Consider the following 22,068-nt stretch of genomic DNA (forward strand, 5'->3'; position numbering starts at 1 on the left):
GAGCGGGGGCGGGGGGGCGGAGCGGAGCGGGGGCGGGGGGGCGGAGCGGAGCGGGGGCGGGAGGGCGGAGCGGAGCGGGGGCGGGAGGGCGGAGCGGAGCGGGGGCGGGAGGGCGGAGCGGAGCGGGGGCGGGGGGGCGGAGCGGAGCGGGGGCGGGGGGGACCCGGGGTCCGGGCCTCGGGGCGGCGCGAGCGCGGACACCGGGCCGCGCGGCCCGGGCATGGGGTGCGGGGTACGGATCCCGGGCCCGGCCCGCACGGAAAGCGGGCCCGGGTGCGGAGCCCGGGTGCGGAGCCCGGTGCGGGGTCCGTGTCCGAGTCCGTGTCCGACGGGGGGCGGCCCCCGGCCCGCCCGAAAGGACTGCGGAAGGCGGCCACGAGAGGGCACCACGGCCTCGCGGTCCCCCTCGACGGGTCGATCGCGGAACCGGGCCCGGGACTCGGCCCCGGGCTCGGGGTGAGGTCACCCGGACCGGGCGGCACTCCCCGCGGAGGGACCCGTCACCCGATCAGGACCGCGCCTATGGACCCCCCGCCCGCCGGGCCGGCGGCCGGAGCGGCACGGACGGCGACTGCGACTGCGACGGCTGAAGCGGCGACGACGGCGATGACGGCGGCCATGGGCGTCCGAGACTCCTCGCATGGGGGGACCGGGCGGGCAGAACGTCCTGCCAGTGATCAACACCCTCCGCGAAAGCCCGCCCCCGCGCGCGCCGGACGCACTGTTGGAGTGACGGCGCCGCCGCCACCCGCCGCCCCGTCGGCCCCACCGGCCCCCACCGCCCGTGCGGCATCATCGTCTCCGTGACGACACGACGCCTGATGCTCCTGGACACCGCCTCCCTCTACTACCGCGCCTACTTCGGCGTGCCGGACTCCGTGAAGGCCCCCGACGGCACCCCGGTCAACGCGGTGCGCGGGCTGCTCGACTTCATCGGGCGCCTGGTCCAGGACCACCGCCCGGACGACCTGGTGGCCTGCATGGACGCCGACTGGCGGCCCCACTGGCGGGTGGAGCTGATCCCCTCCTACAAGGCGCACCGGGTCGCGCAGGAGACGGAGACCGGCCCCGACGTGGAGGAGACCCCGGACACCCTCGCCCCGCAGGTGCCGATCATCGAGGCGGCCCTGGACGCCTTCGGCATCGCCCGGGTCGGCGTCGCCGGGTACGAGGCGGACGACGTGATCGGCACGCTCACCGCACGGGCGACCGGCCCGGTGGACATCGTCACCGGCGACCGGGACCTCTACCAGCTGGTGGACGACGCCCGGCAGCGCCGCGTCCTGTACCCCCTCAAGGGCGTCGGCAGCCTCCAGGTCACGGACGAGGCCTGGCTGCGCGAGAAGTACGGGGTGGACGGCCCCGGCTACGCGGATCTCGCACTGCTGCGCGGCGACCCGAGCGACGGCCTGCCGGGCGTTCCCGGCATCGGCGAGAAGACGGCGGCGAAGCTGCTGGACGCGTACGGGGACCTCGCGGGGATCCTGGCCGCGGTCGGCGACCCGAAGTCGAAGCTGACCCCCACCCAGCGCAGGCGGCTGGACGAATCCCGGCCGTACCTGGCGGTGGCGCCCAAGGTCGTCAAGGTGGCCTCCGACGTGCCGCTCCCGGCCTTCGATCCGGCCCTTCCGCACCTTGCGGCACAGCCGGAACTGGTTGACGCCCTCGCCCATCGGTGGGGTTTGGGAGGAGCCGTGTTCCGCCTGAGCAGCGCACTGCGCCCATGAGGTGCTAACTTAGGTAATCCTAAGCTTCGTGAGTTCAGGGGAGACGCCGTGGCAGAAGGACGCGCCCGCACTGTCGGCACCGCAGTCGTCGTACGCACCGAGCGGCTGACGCCGCACATGGTCCGGCTCGTGCTGGGCGGTGACGGGCTGGCCGACTTCGGCGCGGGCGTGTACACCGACCACTACGTGAAGCTCCTGTTCGCCCCCGAGGGCGTGCGCTACGCGGAGCCCTGGGACCTGGACCGGATCCGCGCGACGCACCACCGCGAGGCCTGGCCGCGCCAGCGCGCTTACACGGTCCGCGCGTGGGACCCGACGCACCGGGAGCTGACCCTGGACTTCGTCGTCCACGGCGACGAGGGCCTGGCCGGCCCCTGGGCGGCCCGCGTCCAGCCGGGCGAGCGGGTGCACTTCCTCGGCCCGGGCGGCGCCTACGCCCCCGACCCGATGGCCGGATGGCACCTCCTGGCGGGCGACGAGAGCGCGCTTCCGGCGATCGCCGCCGCCATGGAGCGGATGCCGGCGGGCGCGCGGGTGCACGCCTTCATCGAGATCGACGGCCCGGCCGACGAGCAGAGGGTCGCCACACCGGACGGGATCGTCCCGGTCTGGCTGCACCGCGGGGACCGTCCGGTGGGCGCGGCCCTCGTGGAGGCCGTCACCTCGCTGGAGTTCCCCTCCGCGGACGTCCACGCCTTCGTCCACGGCGAGGCGGGCTTCGTCAAGGAGCTCCGCCGCCACCTCCGCCTGGACCGCGGGATCACGCGCGACCGCCTGTCGATCTCGGGCTACTGGCGCCAGGGCGAGACGGACGAGGGCTGGCGTGCGATCAAGCGCGACTGGAACGCCACGGTGGAGGCCGAACAGGACCTCACCTCGGCCGCGGCGGCCTGACCGCGACCGCCCGGCCCCGATCCCGCGGGCCCCGGGCCGCCGCGCTTCCCCCCTCACCCCCTACGACGGCGACACCTTCCGCTTCGTGACCACCGGCGAGAACGCCGTCGGCCGCACCGGCGTCCCTTCTCGAAGGGCACGGTCCGCGTCGAGCGCCTGGACGGGAACCACCTCGGCACCTTCACCCGACGCAGCCCCCTACCCTGGTCCCGATGAGCCGCAGATCCCACATCCCGCCCGCACCGCTCCCCCAGATCGCCGGCATCGACCCGGTCCGCATGCGCCTGCCCCCCGATCCGGACGGGCGGTGGCGGCTCCTCGGCGACTACCTGACCGAGCGCTACGCCGGCACGCGCGGCGCCGAATCGATGGCGCGGCTGCTGTCCGGCGGCCGGGTGCTCGGCCCGGGCGGCCGGGTGCTGCGCCCGCAGGACCCGTACGAGCCGGGCGGCTGGCTCTGGTTCCACCGGGACATGCCCCCCGAGCCCCGCGTACCGTTCCCGATCGGTGTCGTGTACCGCGACCGGCACCTGCTGGTGGTGGACAAGCCGCACTTCCTCGCGACCATCCCGCGCGGCAGCCACGTCACGCAGACCGCCCTGGCCCGGCTGCGCGAGGAACTGGACCTGCCGGAGCTCAGCCCGGCGCACCGGCTGGACCGGATGACGGCGGGTCTGGTGATGTTCAGCATCCTCCCCGAGGACCGCGGCGCCTACCAGCTGCTGTTCCAGGAGCGCCGGGTCCGCAAGGAGTACGAGGCGATCGCCCGCCACGACCCGGCGGTGGAACTCCCCCGCGTGGTCCGCAGCCACATCGAGAAGGTGCGCGGGGTGATGGCGGCGGTCGAGGTCCCCGACGCCGAACCCAACGCCGAGAGCCTGGTCGAGCTCACCGGCACCCGGGGCCCCCTGGGCCGCTACCGGCTGACCCCCCACACCGGCCGCACCCACCAGCTGCGGGTGCACATGAACGCGCTGGGCCTGCCCCTGCTCGGCGATCCGGTCTACCCGGTGGTGGCCGCGGCGGCCGACCCGGCGGACTACCGCCGTCCGCTCCAGCTGCTGGCCCGGACCCTGTCCTTCACCGATCCGGTCACCGGCCTGGACCACCGCCTGGAGACGAACCTCACCCTGCGGGCCTGGGAGGACCCGGAAGGCTGGGAACGGGACCCGGGGCCGGCGACGCCGTGACCCCCGCGATCCGCAGGGCGGCGTCGGCGGCCGCCTCGGCGAAGGCCGCCACCGGGCGGCCCGGAGCGGACCGGTGGATCAGCATGACGCCCTCGATCAGGCCGAACACCAGGTCGTTGCGGAGCGTCAGGCCCTCGGCGTCCCCGGCGAGTTCGGCACCCACGGACGTGGCGTGCAGCAACGTCCGGTAAGCGTCGCGCAGTTCGTCGCGCATCCGCCGGAACGGCGCGAAGCGCGGACCCCGCAGCTCCGGCAGCAGGTACAGGGCGCCGAGGTCGTACGGCCCCCCGCACAGCAGCAGCACGTCCGAGCGGCACAGCTCCCACAGCCGGTGCGCGGCGGGCCGGCCGCCGTCGGCCAGCAGCCGCCGGGACAGGGCCAGGGAGGGCGTGACCGTGGACTCCAGGAGTTCGGCGAGGAGTTCCTCCTTGCCCGCGAAATAGTGGTACATCGTGGCCTGGCGCAGTCCGGCCCGTTCGGCCACCGCCCGTGTGGTGGTGGCCGCGTACCCGCGTACCGTGAAGAGCTCGGCCGCCGCGCAGAGGAGCTCCTCGCGCGGCGGCCGGCCGCTGTACGGTCTCAGCTGGTCGGCACGTGGCCGACCGACCCGTCTCGGTCCTTCGTCCGTTCCCCCACTCATGCGCCGATCGTCGCACAGGACACGCGCGAACGATCATGGCAAGAGATGAGATCCGGCCATCCCGGCCTTTAGAGGAAGACCCAAAAGGACCTATCCGACCGAGCTGTAGGCCACTACACCCCGAAGCAGGGCGTCCACGGCCTTACGGGCATTGCGCGCCACCGTGCTCCCGCCCTCCGAGGACGCCGGGGCCGAGGAGCCCGGGGCCGCCGCGGCGATCTGCCCCAGGACGTCGATGACCTGCTTGCACCAGCGCACGAAGTCACCGGCCGGCATCTCCGCCTCGCGCAGCACCTCGTCCAGGCTCTTGTCGGAGGCCCACTGGTAGGCCGCCCACGCGAAGCCGAGGTCCGGCTCGCGCTGGCCCACGCCCTCCGCCTGGTTGATGCGGTGCTCCTCCTCCAGCGCGTCGAGCCGGCCCCAGATCCGGACCATCTCGCCGAGCGCCGCCTTGGCCGGACCGTTGGGCACCTTCGGCGGCACGGCGTCGTCCGACTGCCGGGCCTCGAAGACCAACGCCGAGACACAGGCCGCCAGTTCCGCCGGGCTGAGCCCCTCCCAGACCCCCTCGCGCAGACACTCCGACGCCAGCAGGTCGAGCTCGCCGTAGAGCCGGGCGAGCCGCTTGCCGTGCACGGTGACCTCGTCCTCGCGCAGGTAGTCCAGCTCGGTCAGCAGCGCGTGGATCCGGTCGAAGGTGCGGGCGATGGTGTTCGTCCGGCCCTCGATGCGCCGCTCCAGCTGCTGCGTGTCCCGCTTGAGCCGGTGGAAGCGCTCCGCCCAACGCGCGTGGTCCTCGCGCTCGTCACAGCCGTGACAGGGGTGCGCGCGCAGCTCGGCCCGCAGCCGGGCGATCTCGCGGTCGTCGGCCGCCGCCGCCCGGCCCGGACGGTGCCGCTCGGGCGCGATGTGGCCGGCCTTGTTGCGCAGCGCCGTCGCCAGGTCCCTGCGGGACTGCGGCGAACGGGCGTTGAACGTCTTGGGGATCCGCATCCGGTCGATGGCCTCGACCGGCACCGGGAAGTCGATCGCGGCGAGCCGCTTGACCTGCCGCTCCGCGGTCAGCACCAGCGGGCGCGGGCCCTCGGCGTACTCGTACCCGCGCTGGCCGTGGACCCGCCCCGCCGGCACGCCCGGGTCCAGCACCAGCGCGAGCCCGGCGAACTTGCCCGTCGGCACGTGGATGACGTCGCCCGGCTTGAGCCGCTCCAGCGAACTGGCCGCCTGCGCCCGGCGCTGCGCCGCGCCCTGCTTGGCCAGGTCCGTCTCACGGTCCTTCAGGTCGCGGCGCAGCCGCGCGTACTCCTCGAAGTCCCCCAGGTGACAGGTCATGCCCTCGCGGTAGCCCGTCAGGCCCTCCTCGTTGCGCTGGACCTGCCGGGAGATGCCCACGACGGAGCGGTCGGCCTGGAACTGCGCGAAGGAGGTCTCCAGGAGCTCGCGCGAGCGGTGGCGCCCGAACTGCTGGACCAGGTTCACGGCCATGTTGTACGAGGGCTTGAAGCTGGAACGCAGCGGATAGGTACGGGTACCCGCGAGCCCCGCCAGCCCCACCGGGTCCATGCCGCGCTGCCAGAGCACCACCGCGTGGCCCTCGACGTCGATGCCGCGCCGCCCGGCCCGGCCGGTGAGCTGCGTGTACTCGCCGGGGGTGATGTCGGCGTGCTGCTCGCCGTTCCACTTGACCAGCTTCTCCAGGATGACCGTGCGCGCGGGCATGTTGATGCCCAGCGCGAGGGTCTCGGTGGCGAAGACGGCCTTGACCAGACCGCGGACGAAGAGCTCCTCCACGACCTCCTTGAAGGTCGGCAGCATGCCCGCGTGGTGCGCGGCGATGCCCCGCTCCAGGCCTTCGAGCCACTCGTAGTAGCCCAGGACGTGCAGGTCCTCGGCCGGGATGGAGGCGGTCCGCTCCTCGACGATCTCGCGGACCTTCAGCCGCGCGGTGTCGTCGTTGAGCCGCAGGCCCGCGTACAGGCACTGCTGGACGGCGGCCTCGCAGCCGGCCCGGCTGAAGATGAAGTTGATGGCGGGCAGCAGGTTGTCGCCGTCCAGGCGCGCGATGACCTCGGGCCTGCTGGGGGTCCAGATCCGGCCGCGGGAGCGGCGCTCGCGCTCGCGGTCGGCCTCGCGGACCATCTTGCCGCGCCGCCGGTCCTTGGGACTGTAGGTGCGGGTGCTCTCCTCGCGGGCCATGCGCAGCAGGTCGGGGTTGACCTCGCGGCGCGCGGAGCCGCGGCCGCCGTGGTCGGACTCCTCCTCGAAGAGGTCGTAGACCCGCCGGCCGGCCATCACGTGCTGCCACAGCGGTACGGGCCGCTCCTCGGAGACGATCACCTCGGTGTCGCCGCGCACGGTGTCGAGCCAGTCGCCGAACTCCTCGGCGTTGGAGACGGTGGCGGACAGCGACACCAGGGTCACCGACTCGGGGAGGTGGATGATCACTTCCTCCCAGACGGCTCCGCGGAACCGGTCGGAGAGGTAGTGCACCTCGTCCATCACGACGTAGCCCAGGCCCAGGAGCGACTGGGAGCCCGCGTAGAGCATGTTGCGGAGCACCTCGGTGGTCATCACGACCACCGGCGCCTCGGAGTTGACGCTGTTGTCGCCGGTCAGCAGGCCCACCTTGGATGCGCCGTAGCGCTTGACGAGGTCGGCGTACTTCTGGTTCGACAGGGCCTTGATCGGCGTCGTGTAGAAGCACTTGCGCCCCTGTTGGAGCGCGAGGTGCACGGCGAACTCGCCGACGATGGTCTTTCCCGAACCGGTCGGGGCGGCGACCAGGACGCCCTTGCCGGCCTCCAGTGCCTTGCAGGCCTCGACCTGGTACGGGTCCAGGTCGAATTCGTACATCTCGCGGAAGGGGGCCAGGGCGGTGGCCTCTTCGGCGGCGCGGATCCGGGCAGCGGCGTACCGCTCGGCGGGGGAGAGTTCTTCGGTCATCTTGCTGTCGAGCCTACCCGCCACCTCCGACAACAGTCGCGATCATTTAAGTGAGCAGCCGCAGGGCCCCGGGGACGCACCGCGCGGTCACCGGCAGCGGGCCCAGCCGCTCCCCGTCGGCGTAGGCGGTGAGCGCGGCGGACTCCAGGGTGACCTCGGCGGCCCGGTGCACGGTGACCTTGGGGTGGGAGAGGTGCGTCCCCTTGTAGACCTGCGGAAACACCTTCAGCAGGGTGCCGCGGCCGCAGTCGCCGACCACCGTGACGTCGAAGAGCCCGTCGTCCGGCTCGGCGTCCGCGCAGATGCGCATCCCGCCGCCGTACGAGGACCCGTTGCCGACGGCCACGAGCGTGGCCTCCGTCTCGATCACCCGCCCCCCGTCGAGGGTGATCCGGTACGGGAAGGGCCTGAAGGCGGCCAGCTCCGCGAGGATGGCCAGGTCGTACTTGAAGCGGCCGAGCGGCAGCCGCATCCGGTTGCCGCGGTCGTTGACCCGCGAGTCGAAGCCGGAGCACAGCACGGTCCCGTACCAGGTGTCACCGGCGCGGCCGAGGTCGATCTCCCGTATCCGGCCCTCCTTGAGGGCGTCGGCGGCGAGCCGCCCGGCCCGCTCGGGCTCCCGTACGGGCAGTCCCATCGAGCGGGCGAAGTCGTTCCCGGTGCCGGCCGCGACCACGCCGAGCGGGACCGCCGTCCCGGCCAGTGCCTGGAGGGCTAGGGAGACCACCCCGTCACCGCCGACCGCGATCACCGCGCCGGTGCCGTCGCGGACGTCCGCGCGCAGCCGGGCCAGGGCGTCGGCCGCGTCGGTGCCGACCACGGTCCGGACGGAGAATCCGGCCTCCCGGAGCGCGGAAGCGGCCGGCTGCGCGGCGTGCGCGCCCCGGCCGCGTCCCGCGGTGGGATTGACGAAGAGCGTGATCTCGGAGGACACCCCGGGAATGTACCCGAGGGTGATCTCCGCGCTCACCGCCCCCCGGGGTGCGCCTCCCGGCGGTGGCCGGGGGCGCACCCGTCAGGTGGCGTCGTCGTAACCGTTGATCTGCCGACGGCCGCCGTCGGCCTGCTCGGGGAGGGCGGAGGCGGCCGGGGCCCGCTCCGTCGCGCCGATCGGGGCCGGGGTCAGGTCGATCTCGGAGGCCTCGTCGTCGTCGAGGTCGGCGTCGGGGTTGGCGCGCCTGCGGCGCCGGTCGTTCAGCAGGCAGATCCCGAGGGCGATGAAGTACAGGGCCACGATCGGGGAAGCCAGCGTCAGCATGGTGAGCGGGTCGCCGGTGGGCGTCGCGAAGGCCGCGAAGATCGTGATGCCTAGGACCATGGCGCGCCACCAGCTGCCGAGCCGCTTGGCGCTCAGCACACCGGTGAAGTTCAGCAGCACCAGCATCAGCGGCAGCTCGAAGGCGAGGCCGAAGACCACGACCATGCGCGTGACGAGGTCGAGGTAGTCGTCGACCGGCAGCAGGTTCTTGACGTGGTCCGGCGTGAAGCCGAGGAGGATCTCCGCCGTCTGCGGCAGGATCTTGTACGCGAGCACCGCGCCGGCGAGGAACAGCGGGGCGCCGACCGCGACGAAGCTCAGCGCGTACTTCTTCTCGTTCCGGTGCAGACCCGGGGCGGCGAACGCCCACAGCTGGTAGAGCCAGACGGGCGCGGACATCACGATGCCCGCGGACAGGCCGACCTTCAGCGCGATGGAGAAGGGCGCGGTCAGGCCGTTCGTGGTCATCTCGGCGCAGGGGGCACCGTTGCTCTGGTGCGTGGCCCCGTTGGTGCAGCCGACGGACGAGAGCATCGGCTCCAGCAGGAAGTCGATGATCGGCCGGTAGAAGTAGGCCGCGACGATGGTCACCACGACGATCGCCAGCACCGACTTCAGCAGGCGGTTTCTCAGCTCACGCAGGTGCTCGACCAGCGGCATGCGCCCTTCGGCGTCCTTGGCCCGGTCCTTGTTCCCCTGCTTGCGGGCAGACTTGAGCAACCCACGTCCCTTGTCTCGTTACAGATGACTCGTACGACGGGCGACCGCCGGATGTCAGGCCTGGGTGGTGCGGTTCGGCTCGCTGACCGGGCGGGCGCTGGTGACGTCACCCGGAGCGGCCTGGATGGTGCGCGGGGCGACGGGCTGGGCCGGGGCCTGGTCGGCGACCGGAGCGGTGGCCGCGGCGTCCTCGGCCTCGCCGTCCTTCTTCATGGCCTTCGCCTCGCTCTTGAGGATCCGGGCCGACTTGCCCAGGGAGCGGGCCATCTCGGGAAGCTTCTTGGCGCCGAACAGCAGCACGATGACAGCGATGATCAGAAGGATCTCAAGGGGCTTCAGATTGCCGATCATGTGTGTCTTCCTTCTCACCGAAACGGCTGGTTGTGGTGGCCCGGCGCCTCCGGACGGAGCTCCGGCACCTCTCTGACAAGGATCGTAACCCCCGAGGGTTAACGCCCGGCAATCCCCCGGGGTATCCCCGCTTGCTTACCGCACCGACGGTACGGGTCCTCCTCCACGGATTCCATAAGCGCGGGCCGGCGGTCCGCGCGCCCAGGTCCGCGCGCCTAGGGCCGCAGTCCCTGCCCGGCCCGCGCCAGGTCGGCCGCCGCCTGTTCCAGGTCCCCCGAGGCCTGGGTGATCCGGCGGCTGGCCAGGGCCACCTGCCCGGACAGCCGCCGCACCTCCAGGAAGACCCGCGCGGCCAGCACGGCGAGGACGGCGACCCCGAGGAAGCCCAGGACAATTGCGAGCATCGGCCACAGCATGGGACCGAGCCTAGCGCGCCCGCCTCACACGCTGCGCAGCGTGCTCACCCCACCCCCGGTCAGCAACTCCACGATGCGCTCACCTGCGGGTTTACGGACCGGAGCCGAGCATTCGGGGCAGGTGAAGGAGTAGAAGGTGGCCCGCCGRCCGATCGCCAGCCGCAGCGCGTCCGCGGCCAGCTCGAAACGGGCCCGGCACTCGGGGCAGGCCGCCTTGAAGGTGACCGCCGCCGGCCCAGATGATGGCGACATCGCTGCCCGCTCCCCCTAGATCCGTTCCCCGTACCCCGCGAGTGCCTCTGCGGCGGCCTTCCGCGCGCTCTCCGCCAGTTCCGGAGGCGACACGATCCGGCCGTCGCGGCCCAGGCGCAGCGCCAGCCGGCGCAGGGAGGCCGGGTCGGGGCTGCGCAGGGTGATCCGCAGGCCGCCGTCGGGCCGCTCCTCGGCACTGTCGTGCGGGTAGTACTCGGCGACCCAGCGCCCGCCGGGCCCCACCTCGACCACCACCTCCGGGTCCTCGGCGGCCGGCTGCACCAGCCCCTCGGACAGGTCCCGGGGCTCGATCGCCGGCGGCTCGGCCCGCTCGTCGAGCAGCCTGATCTCGGCCACCCGGTCGAGCCGGAAGGTGCGCCGGGCCTCCGAGAGGTGGCACCACCCCTCCATGTAGGTGTGCCCCACGGCGAACAACCGGATCGGGTCGACGGTGCGCTCGGTCAGCTCGTCACGGGCGGGCGAGTAGTAGCGCAGCCACAGCCGCCGCCGCTCCGCGATGGCCCGGTCGACGTCCGCGAACACCCCGCCCTCGGACTCGAAGGTCACCGACAGCCGGGAGCTGGCCCCGGCCGCCTCCCCGGCGGCCGCCTCCAGCTTCGCGGTGGCGCGCAGCAGCGCGTCCCGGTCGCTCTCGCGCAGCCCCGGCAGGGTCGACACCGCGCGGGCGGCGACCAGCAGGGCCGTCGCCTCGTCGGCGGCCAGCCGCAGCGGCTCGGCCGTGGACTCCCCGGAGGCGTCGGGATTGCGCCACCAGATGCGCTCTCCGTCGGTGTCGATGTCGAGCAGGTCCCCGCCGCGGAAGCTGGTCCCGCACATGGGCAGCACGTCGAGGTCCGAGATCAGCTCGTCCTCGGTGATCCCGAAGGCGCGGGCGACGTCGGCGACGTGCGCGCCCGGCCGCTCGCGCAGGTAGGTCACCAGGGACAGCATCCGGCGGGTCTGGTCGATGGCGTTGGCAGCCATGCTGGTACGTCTCCCCCTCAGGGCGTTGCTACGGATGGTGCGGTTCAGCCCCGGGCGACGGCGCGCAGCCGGTCCACCACGTCGGCCCGCAGATCGGCCGGCTCCACCACGACGACGTCCGGGCCGAACTCCACGAGCCAGGCGTCGAGCCCGTGCCCGTACGGGATCTCCAGCTCGTCCCAGCCGTCGGCGCCCTCGCGCACGGCGGTGGCCTTGGCCCGCAGCGGGTACCCGGCCCCGGCCCGCAGGCGGATCAGCGCGGAACGCTCGCCGCCCTCCCCGGCCCAGCTCGCCACGGTCTCCCGCACGGTCACCACGTCGGGCACCTCGGCGGTGTACTTCCCGGCCCGGGAACGGACCTTCCCGGTGATCCGCGACAGCCGGAACACGCGCTCCGCCCCGCGGTCGCGGTCGTAGCCGGCCAGGTACCAGTGGCCGCGCCAGCACTCCAGGGCCCACGGCTCGACCTGACGGGGCTCGGGCCGGGCCGCGTTGGACTTGCGGTACTCGAAGGCCACCGGCCGCCGGTCGCGGCAGGCCAGCATCAGCGGCTCGAAGGCCGCCTCGTGGACCGGGATGCGCGGCTCGATGGCACTGTGCTGGCCCTCGTACGGGTCCCCGGCCTCGGGCATCCCGCCGGCCCGCAGCTTCTGCAGGGCGCCACTGGCCGCCCCGGCGAGCCGGGCCTGCTGCCACACCTTGGCCGCCAGCCCCAGCGCGGCGGCCTCCTCGGCGTCCAGCGAGACGGGGGGCAGCCGGTTGCTGTCCCGGCGGGCCAGGTACCCGATCTCCCCCTCCAGGTTCTCCACGGTCTCGATCACCAGACCGAGTTCGCGCAGATCGTCCTTGTCCCGCTCGAACATCCGGTTGAAGGATTCGTCGTTCCCGGCTTCCAGGTAAGCCTCGATGGAACCGCGCAGCTCGCGCTTGCTGAGGGGACGACGGGTCCCCAGCAGACACAGCGCCAGATTCATCAGCCGCTCGGCCTTGGCAATCGCCATCGACGCCGTTCCCCCGCTCCTCGACACACACTCGTGACCGTTGACCGTACCGCCCCGGCCGTCCCGGACAAAAGCGAGGGCCCCCGCCTCACGGCGGGGGCCCTCACGACGACTGCCGGTGAATCAGGCGGCCATCAGGTCACAGACGAAGATCAGCGTCTCGCCCGGGGCGATCGCATCGCCCGCGCCGCGGTCACCGTAGGCCATGTGCGCCGGGATCGTCAGCTTGCGACGGCCGCCGACCTTCATGCCCGCGATGCCCAGGTCCCAGCCCGCGATGACGCGGCCGGCACCGAGCGGGAACTGCAGCGCGGAGCCGCGGTTCCACGAAGCGTCGAACTCCTCACCGGTGGAGAAGGCCACGCCCACGTAGTGGACGGAGACCATGGAACCGGCCTTGGCCTCGGCGCCGTCGCCCTCCCAGATGTCCTCGATGACGAGGTCGGTCGGAACCGGGCCCTCGGGGAAGTCGATCTCGGGCTTCTCGAGCTTCTGGCTCACGGAACTGCTCCTCATACGTACGAAACGGTCAACCGGAACAGTCTTACACTGCCCCGACGATGTCCACGACGAAGACCAGCGTCGAGTTGGCCGGCAGGTCCTCACCCTTGGCCTGATCCTTGTACGCCTGCTCCGGCGGGATCACCAGCAGCACGCGGCTGCCGACCTTCTTGCCCACCAGGCCCTTGTCCCAGCCCTCGATGACCTGGCCCTGACCGATCGCCGTCGAGAACGGCGCCCCGGTCTTCCAGGACGTGTCGAACAGCTTCGCCGCGTCCTTGCCCTGGTTCGGCGCCCACGCCGCACCGCTGTACTGCATGTACACGGTCTGGCCGGACTTGACCTCAGGACCCTTGCCCTCGATCAGGACCTTGTCGACCAGCTCCTTCGGAGGGTCGTTCTTCGGGACCGTGATCGTCGCGGCCTCGTCCTTGTCCGCCTTCACCTGCGGCAGGTCGGACGGGATCGGCGCCTGCGTGCCCTCGGCCTTCTTCGGCATCACCGAATCCAGGTCCAGCACGAACACCAGGTTGTCGGTCGGCCCGACCCCCAGCTGGGGCTGGCCCTGCGCACCGAACGCCGCCGCCGGCGGGGCGACGACCAGCACACGGCTGCCGACCTTCTTGCCCACCACCGAGTCACTGAACAGCGGCAGGATCGACTGCGAACCGGCCGGCACGACCAGCGGCTGGCCGTCCTTGTCGTAGGAACCCTGGAGGTCCTTGCCGCTCTTCCAGACCTTGCCGGTGTACTTCGTCAGGACGAGGTCGTCCTTCTTGATCTCCGGGCCGCTGCCCTCCGTGACGGTGTGCACCACGAACTTGCCGCTCGGCTCGCCCTTGGGGACGGTGATCTCCGCCTTCTTCCCCGCCTCACCCGCCACCGATGGCATCGGGTCCGCGGAGTCCACCGGCTTCGGAACGTCGGCGGGCTTCGAGGCGTCGGCCGACGGAGACGCGGAGTCCTTCTTCCCGGAGTCGTCGCCCCCTCCGCAGGCCGCGGTGAGCATCAGAGCCGGCACGATGAGCGCGGCAGCAAGTCGGCGTCGCACAATGGTCCTCAGGGTCGCTGGAATGGTCCGTCCTCGCGGCCCACTCTACGGGCTGCCCCCTCCGCGACAAGGCGGTGGCGTGCGAAGACCCCGCACGCCACCGCGCACGGGGTCCCCGGGCCACCGGCCTCACATGCCGGCGATGAGCTTCTCCACCCGGTCGTCCACCGACCGGAACGGGTCCTTGCACAGCACGGTCCGCTGCGCCTGGTCGTTGAGCTTCAGGTGCACCCAGTCGACGGTGAAGTCCCGCCGCTGCTCCTGCGCCCGGCGGATGAAGTCGCCGCGCAGCCTGGCCCTCGTCGTCTGCGGGGGCACCGACTTGCCCTCGAAGATCTTCAGGTCGTTGCAGACCCGCGCCGCCTGCCCCTTGCGCTCCAGCAGGTAGTACAGCCCCCGCCGGCGGTGGATGTCGTGGTACGCGAGGTCTATCTGCGCGACCCGCGGATTGGACATCGTCATGTTGTGCTTGGCCCGGTACCGCTCGATCAGCTGGTACTTCATGACCCAGTCGATCTCCGTGCCGATCCGGTCCAGGTCCTCCGCCTCCACGGCGTCCAGGGTCCGGCCCCACAGCTCCAGGACCTGCTCCACCACCCCGGTGCGGATGCCCCGCCGCTCGGCGAAGTCCAGCGCCTTCTCGTAGTACTCGCGCTGGATCTCCAGGGCCGACGCCTCGCGACCGCTGGCCAGGCGCACCTTGCGCTGACCGGTGATGTCGTGGCTGACCTCCCGGATCGCCCGGATCGGGTTCTCCAGGGTCAGGTCCCGCATCACCGTGCCCGCCTCGATCATGCGCAGCACGAGGTCGGTGGCCCCGACCTTGAGCAGCATGGTCGTCTCGGACATGTTCGAGTCCCCGACGATCACGTGCAGGCGCCGGTAGCGCTCGGCGTCCGCGTGGGGCTCGTCCCGGGTGTTGATGATCGGCCGGGACCGGGTCGTCGCGGAGCTGACGCCCTCCCAGATGTGCTCCGCCCGCTGGCTGRCGCAGTAGACCGCGCCCCGCGGGGTCTGGAGCACCTTGCCCGCGCCGCAGATCAGCTGGCGCGTGACGAGGAAGGGAATCAGGATGTCCGCCAGGCGGGAGAATTCTCCGTGCCGGGCCACGAGGTAGTTCTCGTGGCAGCCGTACGAATTGCCCGCCGAGTCGGTGTTGTTCTTGAAGAGGTAGACGTCGCCCGCGATTCCCTCCTCGTGCAGGCGACGTTCTGCGTCGACGAGCAGGCCTTCGAGAATGCGCTCGCCGGCCTTGTCGTGGGTGACCAGTTCGATCAGGTTGTCGCATTCGGGAGTTGCATATTCCGGATGCGATCCCACGTCGAGGTACAGACGGGCGCCGTTCCGCAGGAAGACATTGCTGCTGCGGCCCCATGACACAACACGGCGGAAGAGGTAGCGCGCCACTTCGTCAGGAGACAGTCGGCGCTGTCCCCTGAACGTGCACGTGACGCCGTACTCGTTCTCCAGCCCGAAAATGCGGCGGTCCATGACTGAACATTACGCCTTCTGCCCTCTTCTGAAACCGGGTTCGAGAGCGGCGTTCCGATCAGTTTTTGATCAGCGGCTCCACGACGCCGTCCACGACACCCTCCACCGGCCCCGTCGAGGACCCCGCCACGGCACGGCTGCGACCCCCACCGGACAGGGCCCGCTGAGTGGCCGTCAGCACCAGCAGCGCCGCGACACCCGCCCCGCAGGCCGCCGCGTAGCCCGCCACCGTGCCACCCGCCTCCACCGCCGGACCGGCCGCGGCCGTACCGATGGCCGCACCCACGCCGAAGAAGGTCACCAGCCAGGAGAAGGCCTCCGTCAGCGTGCCCGCCGGAGCGTGCCGGTCCACCACCACGAACGCACACGCCAGCGACGGAGCCAGGAACACCCCCGCCAGCGCCGACAGCCCCACCATCGCCACCGTGCCCACCGGCACCATCAGCGGCAGGTAACACACCGCCAGCAACGCCACCAGCAGCCGCAGCCGCCGCTCCGGCGCACCCGCCCACTGCCGCGCCCCGTAGAACACGCCGCCGAACAGCGCGCCCAGCCCCAGCGCCGCCAGCAGCCAGCCGTACACCGCCTGACCGCCGTGGCCGTCCGCGTACGACACCGCGGCCACCGTGATCGCCCCCAGCGCCATCCCCACGAAGAAGAAGGCCCCCAGCAGCGCCAGCAGCCCGCGCGAACGCAGCGCCCCCAGCCAGTGCGCCTCACGCGGCTCCGAGCGCCACGTGCGCGAAGGCTCCGACACCACCACCGACAGCGCGCCCAGCACCCCCAGCGCGTTCAGCGCCAGCAGCGCCACCGCCGGCGACCACAGCGCCACGAACAGGGTCACCAGCAGCGGCCCGACCGTGTACATGATCTCCTGCGCCACCGCGTCCATGGCGTACGCGGCGTGCACCCGCTCCTCCTTGCCGCCCAGCACCGTCGGCCACAGCGCCCGCAGCCCGCCCTCCAGCGGCGGCGTGAACAGACCCGCGATCACCACCGCCGCATAGGCCACGACGGCCGAACCCGTACCCGCGAGGGCCAGCCACACCATGCCCAGCGCCGAGACCACGGCCGCCGGCAGCTGCACGCGCGGCTGCCCGTACAGGTCCACCGCCCGGCCCAGCAGCGGCTGACCCACCGCGTTGGCCAGCCCGTACGCCGCCGCGAGCGCGCCCGCCAGGCTGTAGCTGCCGCCCTCGGCCCGGGTGAAGAGCACGATCGCGATCGGCCCCGTGCCGTTCGGCAGCCGGCCCATCAGCGTGCCCGCCAGCAGCCTCGCCGCGTGCCGGGTCCTGAGCAGCTCCGCGTATCCCGCGGCCATGTCCGCCCCCTTCTGCCCGGACCCTGCCGGAGTAATACGTATAACTTGACCCGTCATACGTACCATGGCGGCAGTCCACAGGTCCACCCGCCGAACCGCCCCCACCCCCTCCCACCTCGCACTTCAGGAGCACCGTGTGACGAGACCCACCAGCCGCGACGTGGCCACCGCCGCCGGGGTCTCCCAGGCCACCGTCTCCCTGGTCCTCGGCGACAAATGGCGCGGCCGCGTCTCCGAACGCACCGCCACCCTCGTCCGCGAAGCCGCCACCGAACTCGGCTACCGCCCCAACCTCGCCGCCCGCAACCTCCGCCTCGGGAGCACCCGCACCGCCCTCCTCGTCGTCCCCGCCCTCACCAACGAATTCTTCGCCCGCGTCTACACCGGCGCCGCCCGCGTCGCCGCCGACCACGGCTTCGGGGTCGTCCTCTACCCCTCCCCCGACGGCACCGGCCCCGCCCGCGACCCCTTCGCCTCCGCCCGCGCCGCCCTCGACGGAGTCATCGCCTCCTCCATGGCCGCCGACGCCCTCGCCGCCATCGGCGGCGACGACCTCCCCCTCGTCATGCTCGACAGCGACCCCACCTCCACCGGCGCCGCCGCCCACGTCAACCTCGCCATGGCCGACGGAGTCCGCCAGATCTGCGCCCACCTCCGCGGCCACGGCCACCGCGACATCCTCCACCTCGCCTCCGCCATCGACTCCTGGACCTTCGAGGTCCGCGCCGAAACCCTCGCCGCCCTCCTGGACCCCACCACCCGGCTGCGCACCGTACGGGCCGAGCTCACCGTCGAAGCCGCCCGCACCGCCATGGAGACGGCCCTCGCCGCCCCCCACGACCGCCCCACCGCCATCGTCTGCGACGACGACATCCTGGCCGCCGGCGCCTGCAAGGCCGCCCGCCGCCTCGGCCTGCGCATCCCCGAGGACCTCTCCGTCACCGGCTTCGACGACCTCGCCCTCGCCACCGCGGTCGAACCCGAACTCACCACCGTCCACCTCCCCGCCGAACAGGTCGGCGAGCAGGGCATGACCGCCCTCCTCTCCGTCCTCGAAGGCACCCCCTGGACCGCCCCCGACATCCCCGTCGACCTGATCGTCCGCGACTCCTCGGGTCCCGCCCCCACCCCCTGAACGCGCCGGGGCCCCGGCCCGCCGAAAACGGCGGACCGGGGCCCCACACACGCACACGCCCTACTGGGCGTCGTCCTCCGGCGCCTCGTCGTTCGAGACGGCATCCGCCTGGGCGGCCGCCGGAACGTCCGCCTCCAGCAGCCTGGACAACTGCCGGCCGCGGATCCGCTTGAACTTGCGCTGCTGCGACCGCGTACGGTCCAGCACCGCCACCTCCAGCCGCTCCGCCGGAATCGCCTTGTCCGCGCCGTTGGCCTGACTGGACAGCGCCTGCACCGCCAGCTTCAGCGCCTCGGACAGGGTCATCCCGTCCTGGTGCCGCTGGTCGAGGAAGGTGCTGATCTGCTCGGCGTTCCCGCCGACCGCGACCGAGCCGTGCTCGTCCACGATCGAGCCGTCGTGCGGCAGCCGGTAGATCTGGTCCCCGGCCGCCGTGGCACCCACCTCGGCGACGACCAGCTCCACCTCGTACGGCTTCTCACCGGCCGAGGAGAAGATCGTGCCGAGCGTCTGCGCGTACACGTTCGCCAGCCCACGGGCCGTCACGTCGTCACGGTCGTAGGTGTATCCGCGCAGATCCGCGTACCGCACACCGCCGATCCGCAGGTTCTCGTACTCGTTGTACTTGCCGGCGGCCGCGAAGCCGATCCGGTCGTAGATCTCGCTGAACTTGTGCAGCGCGCGGGACGGGTTCTCGCCGACGAACACGATGCCGTCGGCGTACTGCAGCACGACAAGGCTGCGACCGCGGGCGATGCCCTTCCGGGCGTATTCCGCCCGGTCGGCCATGGCCTGCTGGGGTGACACATAGAACGGAGTCGACACCGGCTGTCCGTCCCTTTCTTCTGGGCTCCTACGGGGCGACGGATGGTCAGAGCAGGGCGGCGCGCGGGCCGTCGGGCTGCTCGAGACGACGGTTGGTGACCGTACGGGCGAGTTCCTGCGACTCGTCGTCGGTCAGCCTGCGGAAGCCCTCGTCGGTGATGACGGTGACGATGGGATAGATGTGCCGGTACAGGTCCGGCCCACCGGTCGCCGAGTCGTCGTCGGCGGCGTCGTACAGCGCCTGCACGACCAGCGTGGTGGCCTGCTCCTCCGTCAGGTCGGGACGGAACAGCTTCTTCATCGAGCCCCGGGCGAAGATCGAGCCCGAACCGGTGGCGGCGTAGCCGTGCTCCTCGGAGCGGCCGCCGGTCACGTCGTAGGAGAAGATCCGGCCCTTCTCCTTGGCCTCGTCGTACCCCGCGAACAGCGGCACGACGGCCAGCCCCTGCATCGCCATGCCCAGATTGCTCCGGATCATGGTGGAGAGCCGGTTGGCCTTGCCCTCCAGGGAGAGGGTCGTCCCCTCCACCTTCTCGAAGTGCTCCAGCTCCAGCTGGAACAGCTTGACCATCTCCACGGCCAGACCGGCCGTACCGGCGATGCCCACCGCGGAGTACTCGTCGGCCGGGAACACCTTCTCGATGTCCCGCTGCGCGATCATGTTCCCCATGGTCGCCCGCCGGTCACCGGCGAGCACGACCCCGCCGGGGAAGGTGGCGGCCACGATGGTCGTCCCGTGCGGCGCCTCGACGACGCCCTCGGGCAGCTTGCGGTTGCCCGGCAGCATCTCGGGCGAGTGGGCGCCCAGGAAGTCCATGAAGGACGACGACCCCGGCGTCAGGAAGGCTGCCGGTAGACGCCCTGTGCTACGAGTGTTGGGTTCCACAGGTTTCCTTCCACGTAAGCGGCTGCACGCCGTATGACGTCCGGCCGATCCTTGAACTGCCCCAAGGCTGCGTTACAGCTGAAGCACAGTACGCCTCGGACCTTACCCGTCTGATGATCGTGATCAACGTGCTCGGCCGGAGCAGTCCGGCAGAGCACGCAGACCGGGCGTTCCTCTGCATTCGCCGTGCGGCTTGACCACGGCACACCGCCGGCACAGCTCGTGGCCGGGCCGGACGGGACGTCCACCTTCTCCTTTACGGCCTTGCCCCCCGGCGGCGCCGGTAGCGCTGGGCGCCGTACTCCGCCACGCACTCCCGGCACCGCGGCTGCAGGCCGTCACCACGATTTCGATCCGCGGCGAATCCGCTCAGCGGCACGTCCCGGCAACAGCCGCGACACACTTGGTTCCATTGGACATGCCCAAATGGTGGCGAGTTCGCCTTGGATTCGAAGGCTATTCGCCGCCTTTTTGTACGAAGCTCCGAACGAAATCTTCGGCGTTCTCCTCGAGCACATCATCGATTTCGTCGAGTACCGAGTCGACGTCGTCGGAGAGCTTCTCCTGACGCTCCTTGAGGTCGGTCGATTCCTCGACCGCCGCCTCCTCGACCTCCTCGGTCGAGCGCGTCGCCTTCTGCTGTCCGCCGCCGGTGTCCTTGGTCGCCATGTCTACCTCACCCCGCTCGGTTCGCACGCCCACATGGAAAGGCCCCGGGATTCGGGACCTCTCAAGATCAGACCCTACGTCGGACCCTACAAGGAGGGCCCGACATTCGTCCCCGCACTTTCATAACGTCCGGGCATTCTCATGATTCCCGGACCGGAGCCATTTCAGGCCACCTTCGGGTGCCTCACTGCCCCGAGAGCACCCGCACCAGGTCCTCCGCCGTCCGACAGCGGTCCAGCAGCTCCTTGACGTGGTTGCGGGTCCCCCGCAGGGGTTCCAGGGTCGGGACCCGCTGGAGCGAGTCGCGGCCCGGGAGGTCGAAGATCACCGAGTCCCAGGAGGCCGCCGCCACGTCGTCCGCGTACTGCTCCAGGCAGCGCCCGCGGAAGTACGCCCGGGTGTCCTCCGGGGGCTTGCTCTCGGCCCGCTCCACGGCCGGCTCCTCCAGGAGCCGCTTCATCTTCCCGCGGCCGACCAGACGGTTGTACAGGCCCGTCTCCGGACGCACGTCCGAGTACTGCAGGTCGACCAGGTGCAGCCGGGCCGCGTCCCAGCCCAGTCCGTCGCGCCTGCGGTAGCCCTCCAGGATCTCCCGCTTGGCGATCCAGTCGAGCTCTCCCGACAGGCTCATCGGGTCGGTCTCCAGCCGGCCGAGTACGTCCTCCCACCGAGTGAGGACATCCTTGGTCTGCTCGTCCGCGTCCGACCCGAAACGCTCGTCCACGTACTTCCTGGCCAGCTCGAAGTACTCCATCTGGAGTTGTACGGCGGTCAGGGTGCGCCCGCTGCGCAGGGTGATGAGGTGCCGGAGGTCCGGGTCGTGGGAGACCTGGTGCAGGGTGCGCACCGGCTGGTCCACGGCCAGGTCGACGTTGATGAACCCGTCCTCGATCATCGACAGGACCAGCGCGGTCGTGCCGAGCTTGAGGTAGGTGGAGATCTCCGAGAGGTTCGCGTCGCCGATGATCACGTGGAGCCGGCGGTACTTCTCGGCGTCCGAGTGCGGCTCGTCGCGCGTGTTGATGATGGGCCGCTTGAGGGTGGTCTCCAGCCCCACCTCGACCTCGAAGTAGTCCGCGCGCTGGCTGATCTGGAAGCCGTGCTCGCGGCCGTCCTGGCCGATGCCGATGCGGCCCGCACCGGTGACGACCTGGCGGGAGACGAAGAAGGGCGTCAGGTGGCGCACGATCTCCGAGAAGGGGGTCTCCCGCTTCATCAGGTAGTTCTCGTGCGTGCCGTACGAGGCGCCCTTGTTGTCGGTGTTGTTCTTGTAGAGGTGGATGGGCTGGGCGCCGGGAAGCTGGGCGGCCCGCTCGGCCGCCTCGGCCATGATCCGTTCGCCTGCCTTGTCCCAGAGCACGGCGTCGAGCGGATTGGTGACCTCCGGCGAGCTGTACTCGGGGTGCGCGTGGTCGACGTAGAGCCGTGCGCCGTTGGTGAGGATGACGTTGGCGAGGCCGATGTCCTCGTCGGTCAGCTGGCTGTTGTCGGCGGCCTCGCGGGCGAGGTCGAAGCCGCGGGCGTCCCGCAGCGGATTCTCCTCCTCGAAGTCCCAGCGGGCGCGTCGCGCCCGGTGCATCGCCGCCGCGTAGGCGTTGACGATCTGGGACGAGGTGAGCATGGCATTGGCGTTCGGGTGCCCCGGAACGGAGATCCCGTACTCCGTTTCGATCCCCATTACTCGCCGTACGGTCATGCGGCCCTCCTTGCCCGGCGGCGCTCCCGTTCGGGAGCGGCGCTCAAGTACCGCTTGTTCTCCGGTGGGTCATGTGCGGTGTCCGTCCCCGCACTGCGGAGGAGGCGGTACGGAAGA

General features: G+C 71.6%; 22 protein-coding genes. 4 read left to right on the plus strand and 18 right to left on the minus strand.

The annotated features are described in order from the left end of the window. The first annotated feature begins 821 nt into the window (after positions 1–821). From AB4039_RS31115 to AB4039_RS31125, 3 genes are all read left to right on the plus strand, one after another. Complete coding sequence (locus AB4039_RS31115) at positions 822–1,727, plus strand: 5'-3' exonuclease (RefSeq protein ID WP_266841509.1); 906 nt, start codon at positions 822–824, stop codon at positions 1,725–1,727. Between the two features lie 48 nt (positions 1,728–1,775). Continuing rightward, positions 1,776–2,621 carry a siderophore-interacting protein gene (locus AB4039_RS31120; RefSeq protein ID WP_266838140.1) on the plus strand — a complete coding sequence of 282 codons (846 nt, stop codon included), beginning with the start codon at positions 1,776–1,778 and terminating at the stop codon, positions 2,619–2,621. Between the two features lie 212 nt (positions 2,622–2,833). Next, positions 2,834–3,811 (plus strand): pseudouridine synthase, encoded by a 978-nt coding sequence (locus tag AB4039_RS31125; protein ID WP_266838142.1) that lies wholly within the window; start codon positions 2,834–2,836, stop codon positions 3,809–3,811. On the opposite strand, the gene AB4039_RS31130 is transcribed toward AB4039_RS31125, so the two are convergent. From AB4039_RS31130 to AB4039_RS31190, 13 genes are all read right to left on the minus strand, one after another. Further along, on the minus strand, positions 3,747–4,451 hold the full coding sequence (locus tag AB4039_RS31130) for a TetR/AcrR family transcriptional regulator (RefSeq protein ID WP_266838144.1): 705 nt from the start codon (positions 4,449–4,451) through the stop codon (positions 3,747–3,749). The two genes, AB4039_RS31125 and AB4039_RS31130, sit on opposite strands and share 65 nt — an antisense overlap. Positions 4,452–4,541: 90 nt before the next feature. Then, positions 4,542–7,394 carry a DEAD/DEAH box helicase gene (locus AB4039_RS31135; protein ID WP_442272348.1) on the minus strand — a complete coding sequence of 951 codons (2,853 nt, stop codon included), beginning with the start codon at positions 7,392–7,394 and terminating at the stop codon, positions 4,542–4,544. Positions 7,395–7,440: 46 nt separating this feature from the next. Next, entirely contained in the window at positions 7,441–8,328 is an 888-nt protein-coding gene (locus AB4039_RS31140) for a diacylglycerol kinase (protein WP_266838148.1), read from the minus strand. Positions 8,329–8,409: 81 nt separating this feature from the next. After that, complete coding sequence (gene tatC, locus AB4039_RS31145; RefSeq protein WP_266838150.1) at positions 8,410–9,372, minus strand: twin-arginine translocase subunit TatC; 963 nt, start codon at positions 9,370–9,372, stop codon at positions 8,410–8,412. 54 nt (positions 9,373–9,426) lie between these two features. Then, positions 9,427–9,723: a Sec-independent protein translocase subunit TatA gene (gene tatA, locus AB4039_RS31150; RefSeq protein ID WP_266838152.1), complete on the minus strand. Its 297-nt coding sequence runs from the start codon at positions 9,721–9,723 to the stop codon at positions 9,427–9,429. A gap of 215 nt (positions 9,724–9,938) precedes the next feature. Beyond that, positions 9,939–10,139: a hypothetical protein gene (locus AB4039_RS31155; protein ID WP_266838154.1), complete on the minus strand. Its 201-nt coding sequence runs from the start codon at positions 10,137–10,139 to the stop codon at positions 9,939–9,941. Positions 10,140–10,163: 24 nt separating this feature from the next. Further along, positions 10,164–10,391 (minus strand): hypothetical protein, encoded by a 228-nt coding sequence (locus tag AB4039_RS31160; protein WP_266838156.1) that lies wholly within the window; start codon positions 10,389–10,391, stop codon positions 10,164–10,166. A gap of 15 nt (positions 10,392–10,406) precedes the next feature. Then, positions 10,407–11,375 (minus strand): WYL domain-containing protein, encoded by a 969-nt coding sequence (locus AB4039_RS31165; protein WP_266838157.1) that lies wholly within the window; start codon positions 11,373–11,375, stop codon positions 10,407–10,409. Positions 11,376–11,419: 44 nt separating this feature from the next. After that, positions 11,420–12,376, minus strand: a complete 957-nt coding sequence (locus tag AB4039_RS31170) for a WYL domain-containing protein (RefSeq protein ID WP_266838159.1) — start codon at positions 12,374–12,376, stop codon at positions 11,420–11,422. Between the two features lie 123 nt (positions 12,377–12,499). Beyond that, a complete protein-coding gene (locus AB4039_RS31175; RefSeq protein ID WP_266838160.1) occupies positions 12,500–12,892 on the minus strand; it encodes an FKBP-type peptidyl-prolyl cis-trans isomerase in 393 nt (130 codons plus the stop codon). Between the two features lie 28 nt (positions 12,893–12,920). After that, complete coding sequence (locus tag AB4039_RS31180) at positions 12,921–13,928, minus strand: FKBP-type peptidyl-prolyl cis-trans isomerase (protein WP_266838162.1); 1,008 nt, start codon at positions 13,926–13,928, stop codon at positions 12,921–12,923. A gap of 129 nt (positions 13,929–14,057) precedes the next feature. Further along, positions 14,058–15,419, minus strand: coding sequence for a Pup--protein ligase (pafA, locus tag AB4039_RS31185; RefSeq protein WP_442272349.1), 1,362 nt, complete (start codon positions 15,417–15,419; stop codon positions 14,058–14,060). Between the two features lie 58 nt (positions 15,420–15,477). Further along, entirely contained in the window at positions 15,478–16,740 is a 1,263-nt protein-coding gene (locus AB4039_RS31190; protein ID WP_442272350.1) for an MFS transporter, read from the minus strand. A 136-nt stretch (positions 16,741–16,876) separates the two neighbouring features. Between AB4039_RS31190 and AB4039_RS31195 the strand changes: the two genes are divergently transcribed. Beyond that, positions 16,877–17,875 (plus strand): LacI family DNA-binding transcriptional regulator, encoded by a 999-nt coding sequence (locus AB4039_RS31195; RefSeq protein ID WP_266838164.1) that lies wholly within the window; start codon positions 16,877–16,879, stop codon positions 17,873–17,875. A 60-nt stretch (positions 17,876–17,935) separates the two neighbouring features. Here the strand turns inward: AB4039_RS31195 and prcA are convergent, their stop codons facing one another. The 5 genes from prcA to dop form a co-directional block, all read right to left on the minus strand. Beyond that, positions 17,936–18,700: a proteasome subunit alpha gene (gene prcA, locus AB4039_RS31200; protein ID WP_266838166.1), complete on the minus strand. Its 765-nt coding sequence runs from the start codon at positions 18,698–18,700 to the stop codon at positions 17,936–17,938. Between the two features lie 46 nt (positions 18,701–18,746). Further along, complete coding sequence (gene prcB, locus AB4039_RS31205; RefSeq protein WP_030233611.1) at positions 18,747–19,586, minus strand: proteasome subunit beta; 840 nt, start codon at positions 19,584–19,586, stop codon at positions 18,747–18,749. Beyond that, positions 19,538–19,909, minus strand: a complete 372-nt coding sequence (locus AB4039_RS31210; RefSeq protein ID WP_442272351.1) for an endonuclease VII domain-containing protein — start codon at positions 19,907–19,909, stop codon at positions 19,538–19,540. The genes prcB and AB4039_RS31210 overlap by 49 nt, the downstream gene beginning before the upstream one ends. A 133-nt stretch (positions 19,910–20,042) precedes the next feature. Continuing rightward, the gene (locus AB4039_RS31215) at positions 20,043–20,255 is read right to left on the minus strand and encodes a ubiquitin-like protein Pup (protein ID WP_030233608.1); all 213 of its coding nucleotides are present in this window, start codon (positions 20,253–20,255) and stop codon (positions 20,043–20,045) included. Positions 20,256–20,439: 184 nt separating this feature from the next. Beyond that, the gene (gene dop / locus AB4039_RS31220) at positions 20,440–21,951 is read right to left on the minus strand and encodes a depupylase/deamidase Dop (protein ID WP_442272352.1); all 1,512 of its coding nucleotides are present in this window, start codon (positions 21,949–21,951) and stop codon (positions 20,440–20,442) included. Positions 21,952–22,068: the final 117 nt, after the last annotated feature.

It is taken from the genome of Streptomyces sp. M-16 (assembly GCF_052114405.1).
Classification (GTDB): domain Bacteria; phylum Actinomycetota; class Actinomycetes; order Streptomycetales; family Streptomycetaceae; genus Streptomyces.

Excerpts from the sequence above, each read along its gene's own strand:
- AB4039_RS31165 (WP_266838157.1), bottom strand. The coding sequence starts at position 11,375 with ATGGCTGCCAACGCCATCGACCAGACCCGCCGGATGCTGTCCCTGGTG.
- AB4039_RS31190 (WP_442272350.1), bottom strand. The coding sequence starts at position 16,740 with ATGGCCGCGGGATACGCGGAGCTGCTCAGGACCCGGCACGCGGCGAGG.
- AB4039_RS31135 (WP_442272348.1), bottom strand. The coding sequence starts at position 7,394 with ATGACCGAAGAACTCTCCCCCGCCGAGCGGTACGCCGCTGCCCGGATC.
- AB4039_RS31125 (WP_266838142.1), top strand. The coding sequence starts at position 2,834 with ATGAGCCGCAGATCCCACATCCCGCCCGCACCGCTCCCCCAGATCGCC.
- AB4039_RS31215 (WP_030233608.1), bottom strand. The coding sequence starts at position 20,255 with ATGGCGACCAAGGACACCGGCGGCGGACAGCAGAAGGCGACGCGCTCG.
- AB4039_RS31175 (WP_266838160.1), bottom strand. The coding sequence starts at position 12,892 with ATGAGGAGCAGTTCCGTGAGCCAGAAGCTCGAGAAGCCCGAGATCGAC.
- AB4039_RS31130 (WP_266838144.1), bottom strand. The coding sequence starts at position 4,451 with ATGAGTGGGGGAACGGACGAAGGACCGAGACGGGTCGGTCGGCCACGT.
- AB4039_RS31155 (WP_266838154.1), bottom strand. The coding sequence starts at position 10,139 with ATGCTGTGGCCGATGCTCGCAATTGTCCTGGGCTTCCTCGGGGTCGCC.
- AB4039_RS31115 (WP_266841509.1), top strand. The coding sequence starts at position 822 with ATGCTCCTGGACACCGCCTCCCTCTACTACCGCGCCTACTTCGGCGTG.
- dop (WP_442272352.1), bottom strand. The coding sequence starts at position 21,951 with ATGACCGTACGGCGAGTAATGGGGATCGAAACGGAGTACGGGATCTCC.
- tatA (WP_266838152.1), bottom strand. The coding sequence starts at position 9,723 with ATGATCGGCAATCTGAAGCCCCTTGAGATCCTTCTGATCATCGCTGTC.
- AB4039_RS31170 (WP_266838159.1), bottom strand. The coding sequence starts at position 12,376 with ATGGCGATTGCCAAGGCCGAGCGGCTGATGAATCTGGCGCTGTGTCTG.